General features: G+C 70.7%; 17 protein-coding genes. 9 read left to right on the plus strand and 8 right to left on the minus strand.

Annotation, left to right across the window (positions count from 1 at the left end; translation table 11 throughout):
* Positions 1-7 precede the first annotated feature (7 nt).
* Entirely contained in the window at positions 8-898 is an 891-nt protein-coding gene (locus NOO62_RS13410) for a metal ABC transporter permease (protein ID WP_268771124.1), read from the plus strand.
* 17 nt (positions 899-915) lie between these two features.
* Positions 916-1,371 carry a Fur family transcriptional regulator gene (locus NOO62_RS13415; RefSeq protein ID WP_398969968.1) on the plus strand — a complete coding sequence of 152 codons (456 nt, stop codon included), beginning with the start codon at positions 916-918 and terminating at the stop codon, positions 1,369-1,371.
* Between the two features lie 82 nt (positions 1,372-1,453).
* Here NOO62_RS13415 and NOO62_RS13420 read toward each other — a convergent pair whose 3' ends face one another.
* The 4 genes from NOO62_RS13420 to NOO62_RS13435 form a co-directional block, all read right to left on the minus strand.
* Entirely contained in the window at positions 1,454-2,275 is an 822-nt protein-coding gene (locus tag NOO62_RS13420) for an isoprenyl transferase (RefSeq protein WP_268771127.1), read from the minus strand.
* 26 nt (positions 2,276-2,301) lie between these two features.
* On the minus strand, positions 2,302-3,054 hold the full coding sequence (gene recO / locus NOO62_RS13425; protein WP_268771128.1) for a DNA repair protein RecO: 753 nt from the start codon (positions 3,052-3,054) through the stop codon (positions 2,302-2,304).
* Positions 3,051-3,182, minus strand: coding sequence for a recombination protein O N-terminal domain-containing protein (locus NOO62_RS13430; RefSeq protein WP_268771129.1), 132 nt, complete (start codon positions 3,180-3,182; stop codon positions 3,051-3,053). Before NOO62_RS13430 ends, recO begins: the two co-directional genes overlap by 4 nt.
* A gap of 171 nt (positions 3,183-3,353) precedes the next feature.
* On the minus strand, positions 3,354-3,584 hold the full coding sequence (locus tag NOO62_RS13435) for a hypothetical protein (RefSeq protein WP_398968689.1): 231 nt from the start codon (positions 3,582-3,584) through the stop codon (positions 3,354-3,356).
* Between the two features lie 336 nt (positions 3,585-3,920).
* Between NOO62_RS13435 and NOO62_RS13445 the strand changes: the two genes are divergently transcribed.
* Together NOO62_RS13445 and NOO62_RS13450 are read left to right on the plus strand one after the other, a co-directional pair.
* Positions 3,921-4,754, plus strand: coding sequence for a helix-turn-helix domain-containing protein (locus NOO62_RS13445; RefSeq protein ID WP_268771131.1), 834 nt, complete (start codon positions 3,921-3,923; stop codon positions 4,752-4,754).
* Positions 4,736-5,029, plus strand: a complete 294-nt coding sequence (locus NOO62_RS13450; RefSeq protein WP_268771132.1) for a DUF397 domain-containing protein — start codon at positions 4,736-4,738, stop codon at positions 5,027-5,029. Before NOO62_RS13445 ends, NOO62_RS13450 begins: the two co-directional genes overlap by 19 nt.
* Here the strand turns inward: NOO62_RS13450 and NOO62_RS13455 are convergent.
* The 3 genes from NOO62_RS13455 to NOO62_RS13465 all read right to left on the minus strand — a co-directional run bounded on the left by NOO62_RS13455 (position 5,007) and on the right by NOO62_RS13465 (position 6,916).
* Positions 5,007-5,153, minus strand: a complete 147-nt coding sequence (locus tag NOO62_RS13455; RefSeq protein WP_268771133.1) for a hypothetical protein — start codon at positions 5,151-5,153, stop codon at positions 5,007-5,009. The genes NOO62_RS13450 and NOO62_RS13455 overlap by 23 nt on opposite strands.
* A gap of 74 nt (positions 5,154-5,227) precedes the next feature.
* The gene (locus NOO62_RS13460) at positions 5,228-6,055 is read right to left on the minus strand and encodes an isocitrate lyase/PEP mutase family protein (RefSeq protein WP_268771134.1); all 828 of its coding nucleotides are present in this window, start codon (positions 6,053-6,055) and stop codon (positions 5,228-5,230) included.
* 45 nt (positions 6,056-6,100) lie between these two features.
* The gene (locus NOO62_RS13465) at positions 6,101-6,916 is read right to left on the minus strand and encodes an AraC family transcriptional regulator (RefSeq protein WP_268771135.1); all 816 of its coding nucleotides are present in this window, start codon (positions 6,914-6,916) and stop codon (positions 6,101-6,103) included.
* A gap of 55 nt (positions 6,917-6,971) precedes the next feature.
* Between NOO62_RS13465 and NOO62_RS13470 the strand changes: the two genes are divergently transcribed.
* The 4 genes from NOO62_RS13470 to NOO62_RS13485 all read left to right on the plus strand — a co-directional run bounded on the left by NOO62_RS13470 (position 6,972) and on the right by NOO62_RS13485 (position 10,498).
* Positions 6,972-7,544: a class I SAM-dependent methyltransferase gene (locus NOO62_RS13470; RefSeq protein WP_268771136.1), complete on the plus strand. Its 573-nt coding sequence runs from the start codon at positions 6,972-6,974 to the stop codon at positions 7,542-7,544.
* A 39-nt stretch (positions 7,545-7,583) separates the two neighbouring features.
* Entirely contained in the window at positions 7,584-8,261 is a 678-nt protein-coding gene (locus NOO62_RS13475; RefSeq protein ID WP_268771137.1) for an AIM24 family protein, read from the plus strand.
* Positions 8,262-8,339: 78 nt separating this feature from the next.
* Positions 8,340-8,858, plus strand: coding sequence for a PH domain-containing protein (locus NOO62_RS13480; RefSeq protein WP_268771138.1), 519 nt, complete (start codon positions 8,340-8,342; stop codon positions 8,856-8,858).
* Positions 8,855-10,498: a PH domain-containing protein gene (locus NOO62_RS13485; protein WP_414930815.1), complete on the plus strand. Its 1,644-nt coding sequence runs from the start codon at positions 8,855-8,857 to the stop codon at positions 10,496-10,498. The genes NOO62_RS13480 and NOO62_RS13485 overlap by 4 nt, the downstream gene beginning before the upstream one ends.
* Before the next feature lie 2 nt (positions 10,499-10,500).
* Here NOO62_RS13485 and NOO62_RS13490 read toward each other — a convergent pair whose 3' ends face one another.
* Positions 10,501-11,784, minus strand: coding sequence for an aminotransferase class I/II-fold pyridoxal phosphate-dependent enzyme (locus tag NOO62_RS13490; RefSeq protein WP_268771139.1), 1,284 nt, complete (start codon positions 11,782-11,784; stop codon positions 10,501-10,503).
* Between the two features lie 468 nt (positions 11,785-12,252).
* Here NOO62_RS13490 and NOO62_RS13495 point away from each other — a divergent pair, with 468 nt between their 5' ends.
* Positions 12,253-13,896 carry an ABC transporter substrate-binding protein gene (locus NOO62_RS13495; RefSeq protein ID WP_268771140.1) on the plus strand — a complete coding sequence of 548 codons (1,644 nt, stop codon included), beginning with the start codon at positions 12,253-12,255 and terminating at the stop codon, positions 13,894-13,896.
* Positions 13,897-13,923 lie beyond the last annotated feature (27 nt).

The following is a 13,923-nucleotide window of genomic DNA, read 5'->3' on the forward strand; positions in this document are numbered from 1 at the left end:
GTCAGTCATGGAACTCCTCAACTACGCCTTCATGCAGCGGGCCCTGCTCGCCGCCGTCCTGGTCGGCATCACCGCGCCCGCCGTCGGCATCTACCTCGTCCAGCGCCGCCAGGCCCTCATGGGCGACGGCATCGGCCACGTCGCGATGACCGGCGTCGGCCTCGGCTTCCTGCTCTCCACCTCCCCCGTGTGGATGGCGACGGCGGTCGCGATCGTCGGCGCCGTCGTCATGGAGCTGATCCGCTGGTACGGCAAGACGCGCGGCGACATCGCGCTCGCGATGCTGTTCTACGGCGGCATGGCGGGCGGCGTCATGTTCATCAACCTCGCCCCCGGCGGCTCGAACGCGAACCTCCAGTCGTACCTGTTCGGCTCGCTCTCGACGGTCTCCGAGGAGGACGTCTCGGCGATCTGCCTGCTCGCCGCGTTTGTGGTTCTCGTCACGGTCGGGCTGCGCCGCCAGCTCTTCGCGGTCAGCCAGGACGAGGAGTTCGCGCGGGTCACCGGCCTGCCGGTCCGCGCCCTCAACCTGCTCACCGCCGTCACCGCGGCGGTCACGGTCACTGTCGCGATGCGCGTCGTGGGCCTGCTCCTGGTCTCCGCGCTGATGGTGGTGCCGGTGGCGGCCGCCCAGCAGCTCACCCGGAGCTTCGCGGCGACGTTCGCCGTCTCGGTGGCGATCGGCATCTCGGTGACGCTCGGCGGAACGGTGACGTCCTACTACCAGGACGTGCCGCCCGGCGCGACGATCGTGCTGCTCACCATCGGCGTCTTCATCGCCCTCACGGTCCTCGCGACGCCGCTGGCCAGGCGCAGAGCGCGGGCGGCGGCCGCGGCGGAGGCGGCCGGTGATCCCGCGGAGTGCTCGGTACCGGCCCAGCCGGTGGCCAAGACCTGACCTGCGTCCAGGCCGACCTGGCACAATGGCCCGGCAGGCCCAGACCAGAGCGCAGACGCGAGGAGGCAACCGTGGGAGCCCCGGTTCGAGGCAGGTCTACCCGCCAGCGTGCGGCGGTGGCCGCGGCACTCGACGACGTGGACGAGTTCCGCAGTGCGCAGGAGCTGCACGACATGCTCAAGCACAAGGGCGACTCGGTCGGTCTGACCACGGTCTACCGCACCCTCCAGTCCCTCGCCGACGCCGGTGAGGTCGACGCGCTGCGCACGAGCGAGGGCGAGACGGTCTACCGCCGCTGCTCGACCGGCGACCACCACCACCACCTGGTCTGCCGCGTCTGCGGCAAGGCCGTCGAGGTGGAGGGCCCCGCGGTCGAGAAGTGGGCCGAGGCGATCGCCTCGGAGCACGGCTTCGTGAACGTGGCGCACACGGTGGAGATCTTCGGGACGTGTCGGGAGTGCGCGAACAAGTAGCGGTACGCAGGTGTACGTGAGAGGGGCCCGCACCGTCGGTCTGACGGTGCGGGCCCCTCTCACGTACGAGCTACGAGCATCTCTAACTGTTGGCGATCTGCTCCTCGTTGGGGATCGCGCCGCCGAAGCGGCGGTCGCGCGAGGCGTATTCGAGGCAGGCGCGCCACAGGTCGCGCCGGTCGAAGTCCGGCCACAGGACGTCCTGGAAGACCATCTCGGCGTAGGCGCTCTGCCAGAGGAGGTAGTTGGAGGTGCGCTGCTCGCCGCTCGGGCGGAGGAAGAGGTCGACGTCCGGCATGTCCGGGTAGTACAGGTACTTCGCGAACGTCTTCTCGTTGACCTTGGACGGGTTGAGCCGCCCCGCCTTCACGTCCTCGGCGAGGGCCTGGGCCGCGTCAGCGATCTCGGCGCGGCCGCCGTAGTTCATGCAGAAGTACAGGGTCAGCTTGTCGTTGTCCTTGGTCTGCTCCTGGGAGATCTCCAGCTCCCGGGCGACCGACTTCCACAGCTTGGGCATCCGGCCCACCCAGCGCACGCGTACGCCCAGGTCGTCCAGCTGGTCGCGGGTCTTGCGGATGAAGTCGCGGTTGAAGTTCATCAGGAACTTCACCTCGTCCGGGGACCGCTTCCAGTTCTCGGTGGAGAAGGCGTAGAGCGAGATCGCGCCGACGCCCATCTCGATGCTGCCCTGCAGTACGTCGAGGACGCGCTCGGCGCCGACCTTGTGCCCCTCGGTGCGCGGCAGGCCGCGGTCCTTGGCCCACCGTCCGTTCCCGTCCATGACGATCGCCACGTGCCGCGGGACCAGTTCGCCGGGGATCTTCGGCGGTCGCGCGCCCGAGGGGTGCGGCTCGGGCAGCTGGTACTCGCGGCGGGACCGTCCGAGGATTCCGCGTCGTGCCATGGGGGGTCTCTCTCCTACCTAGCTGTTCACGTGCTTTTCTCTACGTAACGCAATGAGCGCAGTCCGCGCTCCAGGTGCCAGTGCAGATAGGCGGAAACAAGCCCGCTGCCCTCCCTGGCGTGCCGCGCCTCGCACGCGTCCGCCGTCTCCCAGTCGCCGGTGAGCAGCGCGCCGAGCAGCGTGAGCGTCTCCGCCGACGGGACGACGCTGCCGGGCACCCGACAGTCGACGCAAATCGATCCGCCCGCGGCGACCGAAAAGAACCGGTTGGGGCCCGGCATGCCGCATTTCGCGCAGTCGGTGAAGCTCGGCGCGTAGCCGTTGACGGCGAGGGAGCGGAGCAGAAAGGCGTCGAGTACGAGGTGGGGCTCGTGCTCGCCCCTCGACAGGACGCGCAGGGCGCCGACGAGCAGCAGGTACTGCTGCACGGCGGGCTCGCCTTCATGATCCGTGAACCGCTCGGCGGTCTCCAGCATGGCCGTACCGGCGGTGTAGCGGGCGTAGTCGGTGACGATGCCGCCACCGTAAGGAGCGATGGTCTCACTCTGCGTGCAGAGCGGCAGCCCCCGCCCGACGAGCTCGCTCCCCCGCGCGAAGAACTGCACGTCGACGTGGGAGAACGGCTCAAGGCGGGCCCCGAACTTCGACTTGGTCCGCCGCACACCGCGCGCGACGGCGCGGACGCGGCCGTGACCGCGGGTGAGCAGGGTGATGATGCGGTCCGCTTCGCCTAGCTTCTGGGTGCGCAGGACGACACCGTCGTCCCTGAAGAGGCTCACCGCCTGCCACCCCGGGTGTCCGGTCGGTGGTACGGGGGTGGCCCCCCGGGAGACAGCGGCATGATGCGGTCCGCTTCACCCGGCTTCTGGGTGCGCAGCACGATGCCGTCGTCGCGGAACAGACTCATGGGGTCCATTCTCGCGTATGCCGCCGGGTCGCCGGGCCCGGGTGCCCGACCGGGACCGGTTCGCCACGTACGCCCTCCGCGTCCCGCGCCGGACGCCCCCGTGAGCGCACAGCCCATTCGGGACGCGGCGGAAGCGGAGGCCGGTCCGTGACCGGCCGGTACGGCTGACCGTCAGGGCACCTCGCCCCGGCTCCTCGCGTTCGCGTACGCCGTCGCCGCGCGCAGCCGTTCCGCGGTCGTCGCCGTGCGGACCGCCTCCGGGGCGCAGTCCCACTCCCGGCCGCCCCCGTAGGGGCGCAACTGGACGTACGGGCCCTCGTGGCCCATCACCCGGCCCACCTCGCCGCTCCGCGTATCCACGACGTACGCCCCTACGGGCGGGTTCAGCGGAAGGTCATTCATGGCGCACTCCTCAGCACGGCGGCGAGTCGTGCCGTCGCGTCGACCGAACAACCTCCCAATTCGATCCTCGGACACGGGATTTCCCTCGCGAGCGACGAGGGGTCCATCCTCAGCGACGGCAGGGTAATTCCCACCCGTGCGAGTGCGGCGCGCAATTCCTTCACGGTGTCCTCCGCCTGTTCGATACATGCCACTGCGTGCTGCTTTCCGTCCGCCTTCACGTGGCTCCCCTTTACCTTCGGATTTCACTCTTCTCGCCCCTACGGTGACGCACTCGACCTACACTCGGCAGGAGTCTGCCCTCTACAACTGCGAGGCAGCGAAAGGCGGTTGGCCATGGCCAATGGTTCGAGGCAGGCGGCGTGGGAATTCTTCGGCGCGGAGCTGAAGCGGAGACGGGAGGACGCGGGGCTCAGCCAGTCGGCGCTGGGCCTCCGCGTATTCGTTTCCGGCGGCTACATCGGCCAGTTCGAGCAGGCGATTCGAAAACCTCAGCTGGATGTGGCTCAACGTATTGATGAGGTGCTACAAACCGATGGTTTTTTCGAGCGAATGTGCCGGAAACTGATCGATGACAAACGGTACGCGGATTACTTCGCGGCGGTCGTCGAGCTGGAGGCGCTGGCGACGCGGATCTGCGAGTTCGCGCCGACGTTGGTCCCGGGCCTGTTGCAGACCGCCGCGTACGCGCGAGCGGTGACGCTCGCGGCCAATCCGTTCGTCACGGACGCGTACGTCGAGGAGATCGTCACCGCTCGACTGGAACGGGCGGGAGTCCTGAAGGACGCGACGAGGCCCGAGTACTGGGTCGTCCTGCACGAGAACGTGCTGTACATCCCGGTGGGCGGTTCAGCGGCGATGGCCGAGCAGCTGGACCACGTGGCGGCGCTGATGCGGGAGCGGCAGGTACTGGTGATGCTGCTTCCGTACGGGGCAGGGGCGCACGCCACGATGGGCGGGATGCTGACACTCATGGGGTTCGAGGATGCGCCGCCAACCGCCTATACAGAGACCTCGTTTTCGGGAACTCTCGTCGACGAACCGGCTGTGGTGATGCGCGCGCAGCGCGCATACGATCTGCTCAGGGGAGCCGCGCTGTCGCCGGAGGCATCCCTCGCCATGGTCGAGTCGGCGGCGGAGGACTACAGACGATGCACGAGTACGACCTGACCAACGCCCGCTGGCGCAAGAGCAGCTACAGCAACGGCGAGGGCGGCAGCTGCGTCGAGGTCTCGTACGACTTCGTGGGCGCCGCCCGCTGGCGCAAGAGCAGCTACAGCAGCGGCGACGACAGTGACAACTGCGTCGAGGTCGCCGACGGAGTCCCCGGCGTCGTCCCCGTACGGGACAGCAAGGTCGTCCAGGGCCCCGCCCTGGTCATCGGCGCCGCCGCCTGGACCGCGTTCGTCGCACACGCCGCCGCTACGTGTACGCGAGCGCGTTGAACTCCGGGGACTCCTCCGGCTTCAGCGCCGGCGGTCGACGCAGCGCGAACGTCACCGTGCCGACCAGCACGAGCGACAGCAGCCACGCCGCCGCCCGCGTGGGCCCGCTCCCGGAAGTCGACATCCCGCCCGTACGGATACGTCTCCCACACCCGCCGCTCGGCATCGGTCAGTTCGTTGTCCTCCACCGGCGCGACGCTAGGAGAACCCGTCCGCCAACGCCTGCGTCTCCGCGTACGAGGGGACGTCCTCGGCCGACGGAAGGCTGCCCGCGCCGTCCGCCACGGACCGCGCCGCAGTCACCGCCGCCCCCAGCGCCGCCCGGAAGAGCAGCGAGCCACAGCTGACCCGGCCCACCCCCGCCTCCGCCAGTTCCGGCATCGAAGGTCCGTCAGGGGCGTGGAGGACGTTGAGCGGGGTGTCGCCCGACGCCGACGTCAGCTCCGCGATCACCCGCAGGTCCCCCAGCCCCGGCACGAACACCCCGTCCGCGCCCGCCCCCCGGTACGCCTCCAGCCGCTCCCCCGTCTCCGAGGCCGCCTTCCCCGCGCCCCGCAACCAGTACGTGTCCGTCCGCGCGTTCACGAACAAGCGACCCTCCACCGCCTCCCGTACCGCCGCCAGAATCTCGACCTGGTGCCCGGTATCCCGCAGCGTGCCGTCCGCGCGGCCGTCCTCGATGTTGATGCCGACTGCGCCCGCCTCCGCCAACTCCGCCGCCAGCGCCGCCACGTCCCCCGGCTCGTCGCTGAAGCCGCCCTCGACGTCGACGCTGATCAGCGCGTCCAGGCGGGTCAGGCCGCGGGCAAGGCGCACCGTCTCCGCCCGTGTCGCGCCCGTACCGTCGGGGAGGCCCGCCGCGGCCGCCACGCCCAGGCTGGTCGTCCCCACCGCGCGGAACCCGGCGGCGGACAGAGCCGCGGCGGACGCGTGGTCCCATGCGTTGGGCAACAGCAGGGGCGCACCGGCGCGGTGCAGGGCGCGGAATTCCTCGTAGGGGAGTCCGTCGTACGCAAGCGTCGTCATGCCACGACCGTAAGGGCAGGACCCTTCGCCGCCCGCCGACATGTCTCAACCCTCCCCGCCCAGCGGGAAGTACTGCCTCGGCGTCAGGCCCACCACCTCGTGAAACGCCGCCGCGAACGAACTCGCGGAGGCGTAACCCACTCGCCGCGCCACCGCCTCCAACGGCAGGCCCTCGGCCAGAAGCGGCATGGCCGCGCGCATCCGCAGGCGCCGGCGCCACTGGCCGAAGGACAGTCCCGTCTCCGTGGCGAAGAGCCTCGCCAGCGTTCGGGCGCTCGCGCCAACCCCCGAACCCCACGCCGACAGAGCCCTGCCGTCCGCCGGGTTCGCCGCCAGCGCCCGTGCCACTCCCCGCGCCCGCACGTCCTTCGGTTCCGGTGCGGACACGTCCGTCACCGGCACCGGGCTCAGCACGTCGAAGAGCACGTCCTCCGCGCGGGCGCGTGCCTCCGGCGCCAAGTCGTCGCGGATCAAGTGGTCGAGGAGCGCCCGGAGGAGAGGGTCGGCCGTCAGGACCGTCGGAGCCTGCCAGGACGTGGACGCCGGGCAGCGCTCGGGGCGCAGGTACAGGCTGCCAAGCACCGCGTCGCCCTCGGACTCCGGCGCGTGCGCCACGCCCGCCGGGATCCACAGGGCCAGGGACGGCGGGAGCAGCCAGGAGCCCAGGTCCGTGCGGATGCGGAGCAAGCCGCGTGCGGGCCACGCCAGTTGGTGGGACGTGTGGCGGTGCGTGGGGAGTGCGTGGCCGCGTGGCATGGGGAAGTCGCCGATGAAGAGCGCGGTGACGGTCGGGGCGATCGGGAAGATCGGGACGGTCGGGCCTGCCTGCTCGGGCGGCCTCCGCTGTCCGTTGCGCGACATGGGTCGGCAGCCTAGCCCGTGGCGGCCCGTACGGGACCGGGCGCAGCATCGACGTATGCCGATGAACTTCGCACACCGGAAATTCTGCAGCTCCGAGAAATGGGCGCGGATGGTCGAGGAACACGTGCTGCCCTGGGCACTTGAGGGTGTCCTGCTCGGTGACGAGACACTGGAGATCGGGCCCGGGTACGGGGCCAATCTCCGCGCGCTCGTCGAGCTCACGCCCCACCTCACCGCCGTCGAGATCGACGCGGAGACCGCGCGGCTCCTGGAGCGGCGCTGGGGGCACCGCGCACGCGTCCTGCACGCGGACGGCGCCGCCATGCCGCTGCCGGGCGAGGCGTATTCGTCCGTCGTGTGCTTCACGATGCTTCATCACGTCCCTACGGACGAACTCCAGGACCGCATCTTCGCCGAGGCGTTCCGCGTGCTGCGGCCCGGTGGCGTCTTCGCAGGCAGCGACGGGCAGCCGAGCCTCGCGTTCCGGGTTCTGCACATCCGCGACACCCGGAACACTGTGGACCCTGCCCGGCTCCCCGACCGGTTGAAAGCCGCGGGGTTCTCGGACGTCGCCGTCGGTCTGCATCCGCGCAGCGGTGCGCTGCGCTTCCGCGCGCACAAGGCGTAGCTGCTTCCGCGCGCTCAAGGCGTAGCTCAAGATGTGGACATGAAGAGTGACTTGTTCTCCAGCGACCACATGGCCCAGCCCGCCCACGCGCCCGGCATGACCCTCCAGAGCGCCAAATCCATCAAGTACGCGGTCAGCGGCGAGATGCACGCCCGGCAGGGCGCGATGATCGCCTACCGGGGCGACCTCCAGTTCGAGCGGAAGAGCCAGGGCGTCGGCGGGATGCTCAAGCGGGCGGTGACCGGCGAGGGGCTGCCGTTGATGGCCGTGCGCGGGCAGGGCGAGGCGTGGTTCGCGCACGAGGCGCAGAACTGCTTCATCGTCGACATCGAGCCCGGCGACGTCCTCACCGTCAACGGCCGCAACGTCCTCTGTTTCGACGCGACCCTCTCGTACGAGATCAAGACGGTGAAGGGCGCGGGCATGACCGGCGGCGGCCTGTTCAACAGCGTCTTCACCGGCGCGGGCCGCCTCGGCCTGGTCTGCGAGGGCACGCCGCTGGTGATCCCCGTGTCGCCGCAGCAGCCCGTGTACGTCGACACGGACGCGGTGGTCGGCTGGACCGCCCACCTCTCCACCTCCCTGCACCGCTCGCAGTCCATCGGCTCGATGATCCGCGGCGGCTCCGGCGAGGCCGTGCAGCTGAAGCTGGAGGGTGAGGGGTACGTCATCGTGCGGCCGAGCGAGGCGACTCCGCAGAAGGCGCAGCAGCACTGAGCGTCCACCAGTAGCCGCCGGGGCCGCCGGGGACCGCCGGTGCGCAGGCGGTCACCTGTGGCAAGTACCTTTCGTCTCATGGTTCTTGACCAAGGCAACCAGCGGAAGCAGGATCTGCGGCTGCGTCCGCCGCGCCATCCCCTGGACCGACGCGCCGTCGCCTGGTGGCGTACGCAGCTGCTGCTGACGGTGGCCGCACCCGTCGCCGTCCTCGGCCTGCTCGGCGCGCTCATCGCGCCGGCCCGCTTCTGGCTGCTGCTGCCCGCCGTGGTCATCGCGGTGCCGGGGCTGCTCGTCGGCGTGCTGCTGCCGCTGTGGTGGTACAGGGTCCACCGGTGGGAGGTCACCGACAACGCGGTGTACGTAAGGACCGGGTTCTTCTGGATGGAGGGGCGCATCGCGCCGATGTCGCGGTTGCAGACCGTCGACACGATGCGCGGGCCCGTCCAGCGGATCTTCGGGCTGACCACGGTGACCGTGACGACGGCGTCCGCCCGGGGGGCGTTGAAGGTCAAGGGGCTCGATCACGCGACGGCCACCGAGCTCGCGGAGCGGCTGGCGCTCGTCACCCAGGCGACGCCGGGGGACGCCACGTGAGCGGGCTCGCGGCCACGAAACCGGCGGCGGAACCGGATGGCCCGGACGGCCCGGGTGGCCCGGACGCCGCCGAGGACGTGCGCTGGCGGCGGCTCGACCGGCGTTCGCTGCTCGTCACCGTCCAGATGACCGGCGGCGTCGTGACGGCCATCGGTGTGCCGATCACCCTCAGCTTCCAGGGGTGGGTGGCCATGGGGCCCGTGATCGCCTGGGCGGTGGGCATCGGCCTGTTCGTCATCGGGAGCGGCGTCGGCATCGACGCGCTGCGGCTGCGCCACAGCCGGTACCGCGTCGGGCCCGAGCGGGCCGAGCTGCGCAGCGGCATCCTCTTCGTCAAGCACCGCTCCCTGAGCCGGGAGCGCATACGCTCCGTCGACCTCGTCGCCCACCCGCTGCTGCGCCTCCTCGGTCTGGTGGAGGTCCGTATAGGCACCGGCGAGCAGAGCGCGGGCCAGGAGGCCACGCTCGAACTGCGGCCCGTGCGCAGGGCGGAGGGCGAGCGGCTGCGGCGCGAGCTGCTCAGCCGGGCGGCGACGGGCGGCGCGTCCGACGCGGAGGGCACGATCGCCTCCCTCGACCCGCGCTGGATCCGGTACGCCCCGCTCTCCTTCGTCACCTCCGCGCTCGCCGCCGCTGCCGGTGGCGCGGTGATGCAGGTCAGTGAGTGGTTCGGGGTGCAGGAGGACGTCATCGAGTGGGTGGGTGACGTGTTCCGCGGGATGTCCGTGACGGGGATGGTGCTGGCGCTGATCGGGATCGGGCTTGCCGCCGGGTCGGTGGGGGCGCTCGGGCTGTGGATCGAGATGTGGTGGAACTACCGGCTGGAGCGGGAGCCCGGCGGGACGCTTCGGGTGCGGCGCGGGCTGCTCACGACCCGCTCGATCTCCCTGGAGGAGGCGCGGCTGCGCGGTGTCGACGTGGTGGAGCCGCTGGGCCTGCGGCTGTCGGGCGCGGCCCGCGTGGACGCGGTCGCCACGGGTCTGTCCCACCGCGACGAGGAGGACCAGGCGGGGCCGAGCACGCTGCTGCCCGCCGCGCCCCGGCGGCTCGCCGACGAGGTGGCGGCGCGGGTCCTGCGGGAGCCGGTGACGCCCACGGCGGTGCCGCTCGCGCCGCATCCGCGGGCGGCGCGGGCCCGCCGCATCCGGTGGGCGGTGTCGGCGGCGCTGGCGCCCGCGCTGGTCCTGCTGCCGCTCGGGGCGCTGCTCGACTTGGCCGTCCTGACGTACCTCGGGGCGGGTACCGCGGTCGTGCTCCTGCCGGTCGCGGTGGCGCTCGCCCGCGACGCGTACCGCAGCCTGGGACACGCGCTCGACGCCGACTATCTCGTCGTACGGTCCGGGACCCTGCGCCGCTCCACGGTGGCGCTGCGGCGCGGCGGGGTCATCGGCTGGACCGTCAAACAGTCCGTGTTGCAGCGCCGCGCCGGTCTGGTGACGCTGAGCGCGACGACGGCGGCGGGCGCGCAGGCGTACGCGGCGTACGACGTGGGGGAAGCGGAGGGTCTCGCCTTCGCGGAGCAAGCGGTACCGGGACTGGTCGGCCCGTTCCTGGTTCGGGGCCCGAGCCCTGAAGGGGCGCGGGGAACTGCGCGACCGGCCACGACGGGCCCGCACAGTTCCCGGCACACGTCCGGTTGAACCTAGCGGGCTGCCTGAGCCTGCTTCTCGTACCCGACGAGACGCACGCACACGGTGAGCCCCTTGATCGCCTGATCGAGCTCCGGGAGGCCGGGGTAGCTCGGCGCCACGCGGATCACCGCGTCGCGCGGGTCGTTGCCGTGCGGGTGGGTCGCGCCGGCCGGGGTCAGCACGATGCCCGCCTCGGCGGCGCGGCGCACGACCTCCTTGGCGCAGCCGTCCGGGACGGTGAGGGTGACGAAGTAGCCGCCCTTGGGGGAGGTCCAGGTCGCGAGGCCCGTCCCGCCGAGTTCCTCGTCCAGGATCCGGGCGACCGTCTCGAACTTGGGCTGGAGCAGGGCGCGCTGGCGCTCCATGTGGGCGCGTACGCCGTCCGCGTCCTTGAGGAACATGACGTGCCGCAGCTGGTTGACCTTGTCGGGGCCGATCGACCGCTTCTGGTTGTTGGCGAGCAGCCACTTGACGTTGGCGGGCGACGAGCCGAAGAAGGCGACGCCCGCGCCCGCGGAGGTGATCTTCGAGGTGGAGCCGAAGACGAACGCGCGGTCGTCGTGCCCGGCGGCGGCGCAGGCAGCCAGGAGGTCCGCGATCTCGGCGGGCTCGTCGGTGAGGTGGTGGGCCGCGTACGCGTTGTCCCAGAAGATCCGGAAGTCGGGGGCGGCGGTGGGCATCGCGGCCAGGCGCGCCACGGTCTCGTCGCTGTAGACGACGCCGTCGGGGTTGCTGTACTTCGGCACGCACCAGATGCCCTTGACCGCGGGGTTCTCGGCGACGAGCCGCTCGACCTCGTCCATGTCGGGTCCCGCGGCCGTCATCGGCACGGGGATCATGTCGATGCCGAACCGCTCGCAGAGGCCGAAGTGCCGGTCGTAGCCGGGCACGGGGCACAGGAACGCGATGCGCTCCTGATCCACCCAGCGCGACTCGGCGCCGGGCAGCACGCCGAGGAGGGCGTGCACGATGCAGTCGTGCATCAGCTCAAGGCTGGAGTTGCCGAGGGCGAGCAGCTGGCCGGCGGGCACCTGGAGCAGCTCGGCGAAGATCTCGCGGAGCTCGGGGAGGCCCTGGAGCCCGCCGTAGTTGCGGACGTCGGTGCCGTTGGCGGCGGTGTGGCGGGTGCCGGGCAGGCTGAGGAGTTCCTCGGCGAGGTCGAGCTGCTCGGGGGCGGGCTTGCCCCGGGTCAGGTCGAGGGAGAGCCCGCGTGCGGCGAGGGCGTCGTAGTCCTTCCGGGCCTGCTCCAGCAGGCCGTCGAGGGCCGGGGCGTCGGGGCTCAGCTCGGTGGTCATGGTGATGCCTCTCGCAGGTGCCGCTTCTTCGGCGGACGTCGTGGACTTCGGGTCGTGGACTTCGGTGGGTGGAGCGTGCCGAGGATACGTACCGGCGCGGGAACGCGCCGCGCACGACCGCACCGCGAGACCCCGGCTCCGCTGCGCTGCTACCCGCGTGCGGGGGTCGGACGCCGTGTGTGGGGGGTGATGAGGAGCACAGGGGCGAGGGCGCCGGGCCTCCGACGCCGTGAACGCCCCCCCGGTCGCATCATCCGACCTTTACTCCGCCAGAACTCCCATCCCTGCCGCTGCGGCGCCCCGTACACCCGTACCCGTCAACCGTGTTGGCCTTCTCGCACCCCATCCGGCCCAGTACTGCTGGGACGCCGTGCCGGAGACCTTGACCGGCCCTCCCGCCCCTCTTATCGTCGCCTCGCCACCCATGACGTAGGACGTGGGACCTCTTAGGTAGGCAAGGGAGAAACAGTGACCGATCTGCCCTCTCTGCACACGTGCCGTGCCGTCCTGCCGGACCGCCGGTCCTTCCTCAAGTACACGGGGGCGCTGGGCGCGGCCGCCGCCGTCACCTCCACGCTCTCCGCCTGCTCCTCGGGGCCCGAGTCCACCAACGAGACCGGGGGCGGCGGACAGGGCGGGAGTGCGACGCTGACCGCCGTCATCGGGTACGGGAACGACGGGAGCTGGGATCCGACCCAGACCGCGTCCGCCTTCGCGATGGCCGGGAACGAGCACATCTACGAAGGGCTCCTCGGGACCGATCCGATCAGCCGCGAGCCGTACGCCGCGCTCGCCACCGAGCTCCCGACCGACCTGAAGGCGACGACGTGGAAGTTCACGCTGCGCCCGGGGGCGAAGTGGCACGACGGCAAGCCCGTCACCGCCGACGACGTCGTGTTCGTCTTCGAACGGATCCTCGACCCCAAGACCCAGACCCTCGCCAAGGGGTTCTTCGAAGGGTGGCTCAAGGAGGTCAGGAAGGTCGATGCCACCTCCGTCGAGCTGATCCTCGAATTCCCGTTCCCCGACGGCGCCGCCCGGCTCTCCCTCGCCAAGATCATGCCGAAGCACGTCTTCTCGAAGCCGGGCGCCTGGGACGACGCGACCAAGGGGAAGGCCGTCGGCTCGGGACCGTACAAGATGGCCTCGCACCACCCGAAGTCGAACACGACGTTCGAGGCCTTCGGCGACTACAACGGCCCGCGCAAGGCCGCGTTCAAGAAGATGAACTGGCTGACCATCGTGGACGCCGCACCCCGCGTCGCGAAGATCTCCGGCGGCAGCGCCGAGGCGGAGATCTCCGACAACATCCCGTACGCCAACATCGGGCAGCTGAAGAAGAGCGGGATGAGCGTCGAGGGCGGCGCCGGGATGAACAATCTCTTCCTGCTGTTCAATACCGCCCACAAACCGTTCGACGACGTCCGCGTCCGGCAGGCCCTGCACTACGCCATAGACCGCGAGAAGATGATCCAGGCCGCCCTCAGGGGCCACGGCAGGGCGGCGACCTCGTTCCTCAACGAGTCCAACCCCACCTACCGGCCCGCCAAGACCGTGTACGGGTACGACCTGGACAGAGCGAAGAAACTGCTCAAGGACGCCGGCGTCGGCAAGCTCAGCGTCAATCTCATGGCCGTCAACGTGAGCTGGATCGTCGACTGTCTGCCCACCATCCAGGACGGCTGGGAGAAGCTCGGCGTCGACGTCACCCTCGACCCGCAGGAAACGACCGCCGTCTTCACGAAGCTGGACCAGAAGAAGGACTTCCAGGTCGTCGCGGCCGCCTCCAACCCCAACCAGTTCGGGCTCGACGCCGACCTGATCATGCACTACAACTACGGCCCCGGGAACATCTGGATGGGCTACGCGCGCTGGGCCGACAACGCTGTCGCGAAGAAGCTCTTCAGGGACATGGACCAGGCCACCCGCGAACCCGAGGCCTCGAAGAAGCGGGCCATGATCCAGGACTACGTCGACACCGTGGCGCAGCAGGCCGTGCTCTATCCGGTCGTGCACAACGAACTCATGACGGCCTGGGACCCCAAGAAGATCACCGGCGTCAAGGCCCAGCCCTACCCGGGGATCAACCTGTTGCAGGCCAAGTGGGTATGACAGAGCGCGAGTTCAGGAGCCGCACCC

Source organism: Streptomyces sp. Je 1-369 (assembly GCF_026810505.1).
Classification (GTDB): domain Bacteria; phylum Actinomycetota; class Actinomycetes; order Streptomycetales; family Streptomycetaceae; genus Streptomyces.

Bases quoted from the DNA above. Each gene is read 5' to 3' on its own strand.
- NOO62_RS13490 (WP_268771139.1), bottom strand. From the start codon at position 11,784: ATGACCACCGAGCTGAGCCCCGACGCCCCGGCCCTCGACGGCCTGCTG.
- NOO62_RS13475 (WP_268771137.1), top strand. From the start codon at position 7,584: ATGAAGAGTGACTTGTTCTCCAGCGACCACATGGCCCAGCCCGCCCAC.
- NOO62_RS13465 (WP_268771135.1), bottom strand. From the start codon at position 6,916: ATGTCGCGCAACGGACAGCGGAGGCCGCCCGAGCAGGCAGGCCCGACC.
- NOO62_RS13470 (WP_268771136.1), top strand. From the start codon at position 6,972: ATGCCGATGAACTTCGCACACCGGAAATTCTGCAGCTCCGAGAAATGG.
- NOO62_RS13450 (WP_268771132.1), top strand. From the start codon at position 4,736: ATGCACGAGTACGACCTGACCAACGCCCGCTGGCGCAAGAGCAGCTAC.
- NOO62_RS13435 (WP_398968689.1), bottom strand. From the start codon at position 3,584: ATGAATGACCTTCCGCTGAACCCGCCCGTAGGGGCGTACGTCGTGGAT.
- NOO62_RS13410 (WP_268771124.1), top strand. From the start codon at position 8: ATGGAACTCCTCAACTACGCCTTCATGCAGCGGGCCCTGCTCGCCGCC.
- NOO62_RS13420 (WP_268771127.1), bottom strand. From the start codon at position 2,275: ATGGCACGACGCGGAATCCTCGGACGGTCCCGCCGCGAGTACCAGCTG.
- NOO62_RS13460 (WP_268771134.1), bottom strand. From the start codon at position 6,055: ATGACGACGCTTGCGTACGACGGACTCCCCTACGAGGAATTCCGCGCC.
- NOO62_RS13430 (WP_268771129.1), bottom strand. From the start codon at position 3,182: ATGAGTCTGTTCCGCGACGACGGCATCGTGCTGCGCACCCAGAAGCCG.
- NOO62_RS13445 (WP_268771131.1), top strand. From the start codon at position 3,921: ATGGCCAATGGTTCGAGGCAGGCGGCGTGGGAATTCTTCGGCGCGGAG.
- NOO62_RS13480 (WP_268771138.1), top strand. From the start codon at position 8,340: ATGGTTCTTGACCAAGGCAACCAGCGGAAGCAGGATCTGCGGCTGCGT.
- NOO62_RS13455 (WP_268771133.1), bottom strand. From the start codon at position 5,153: ATGTCGACTTCCGGGAGCGGGCCCACGCGGGCGGCGGCGTGGCTGCTG.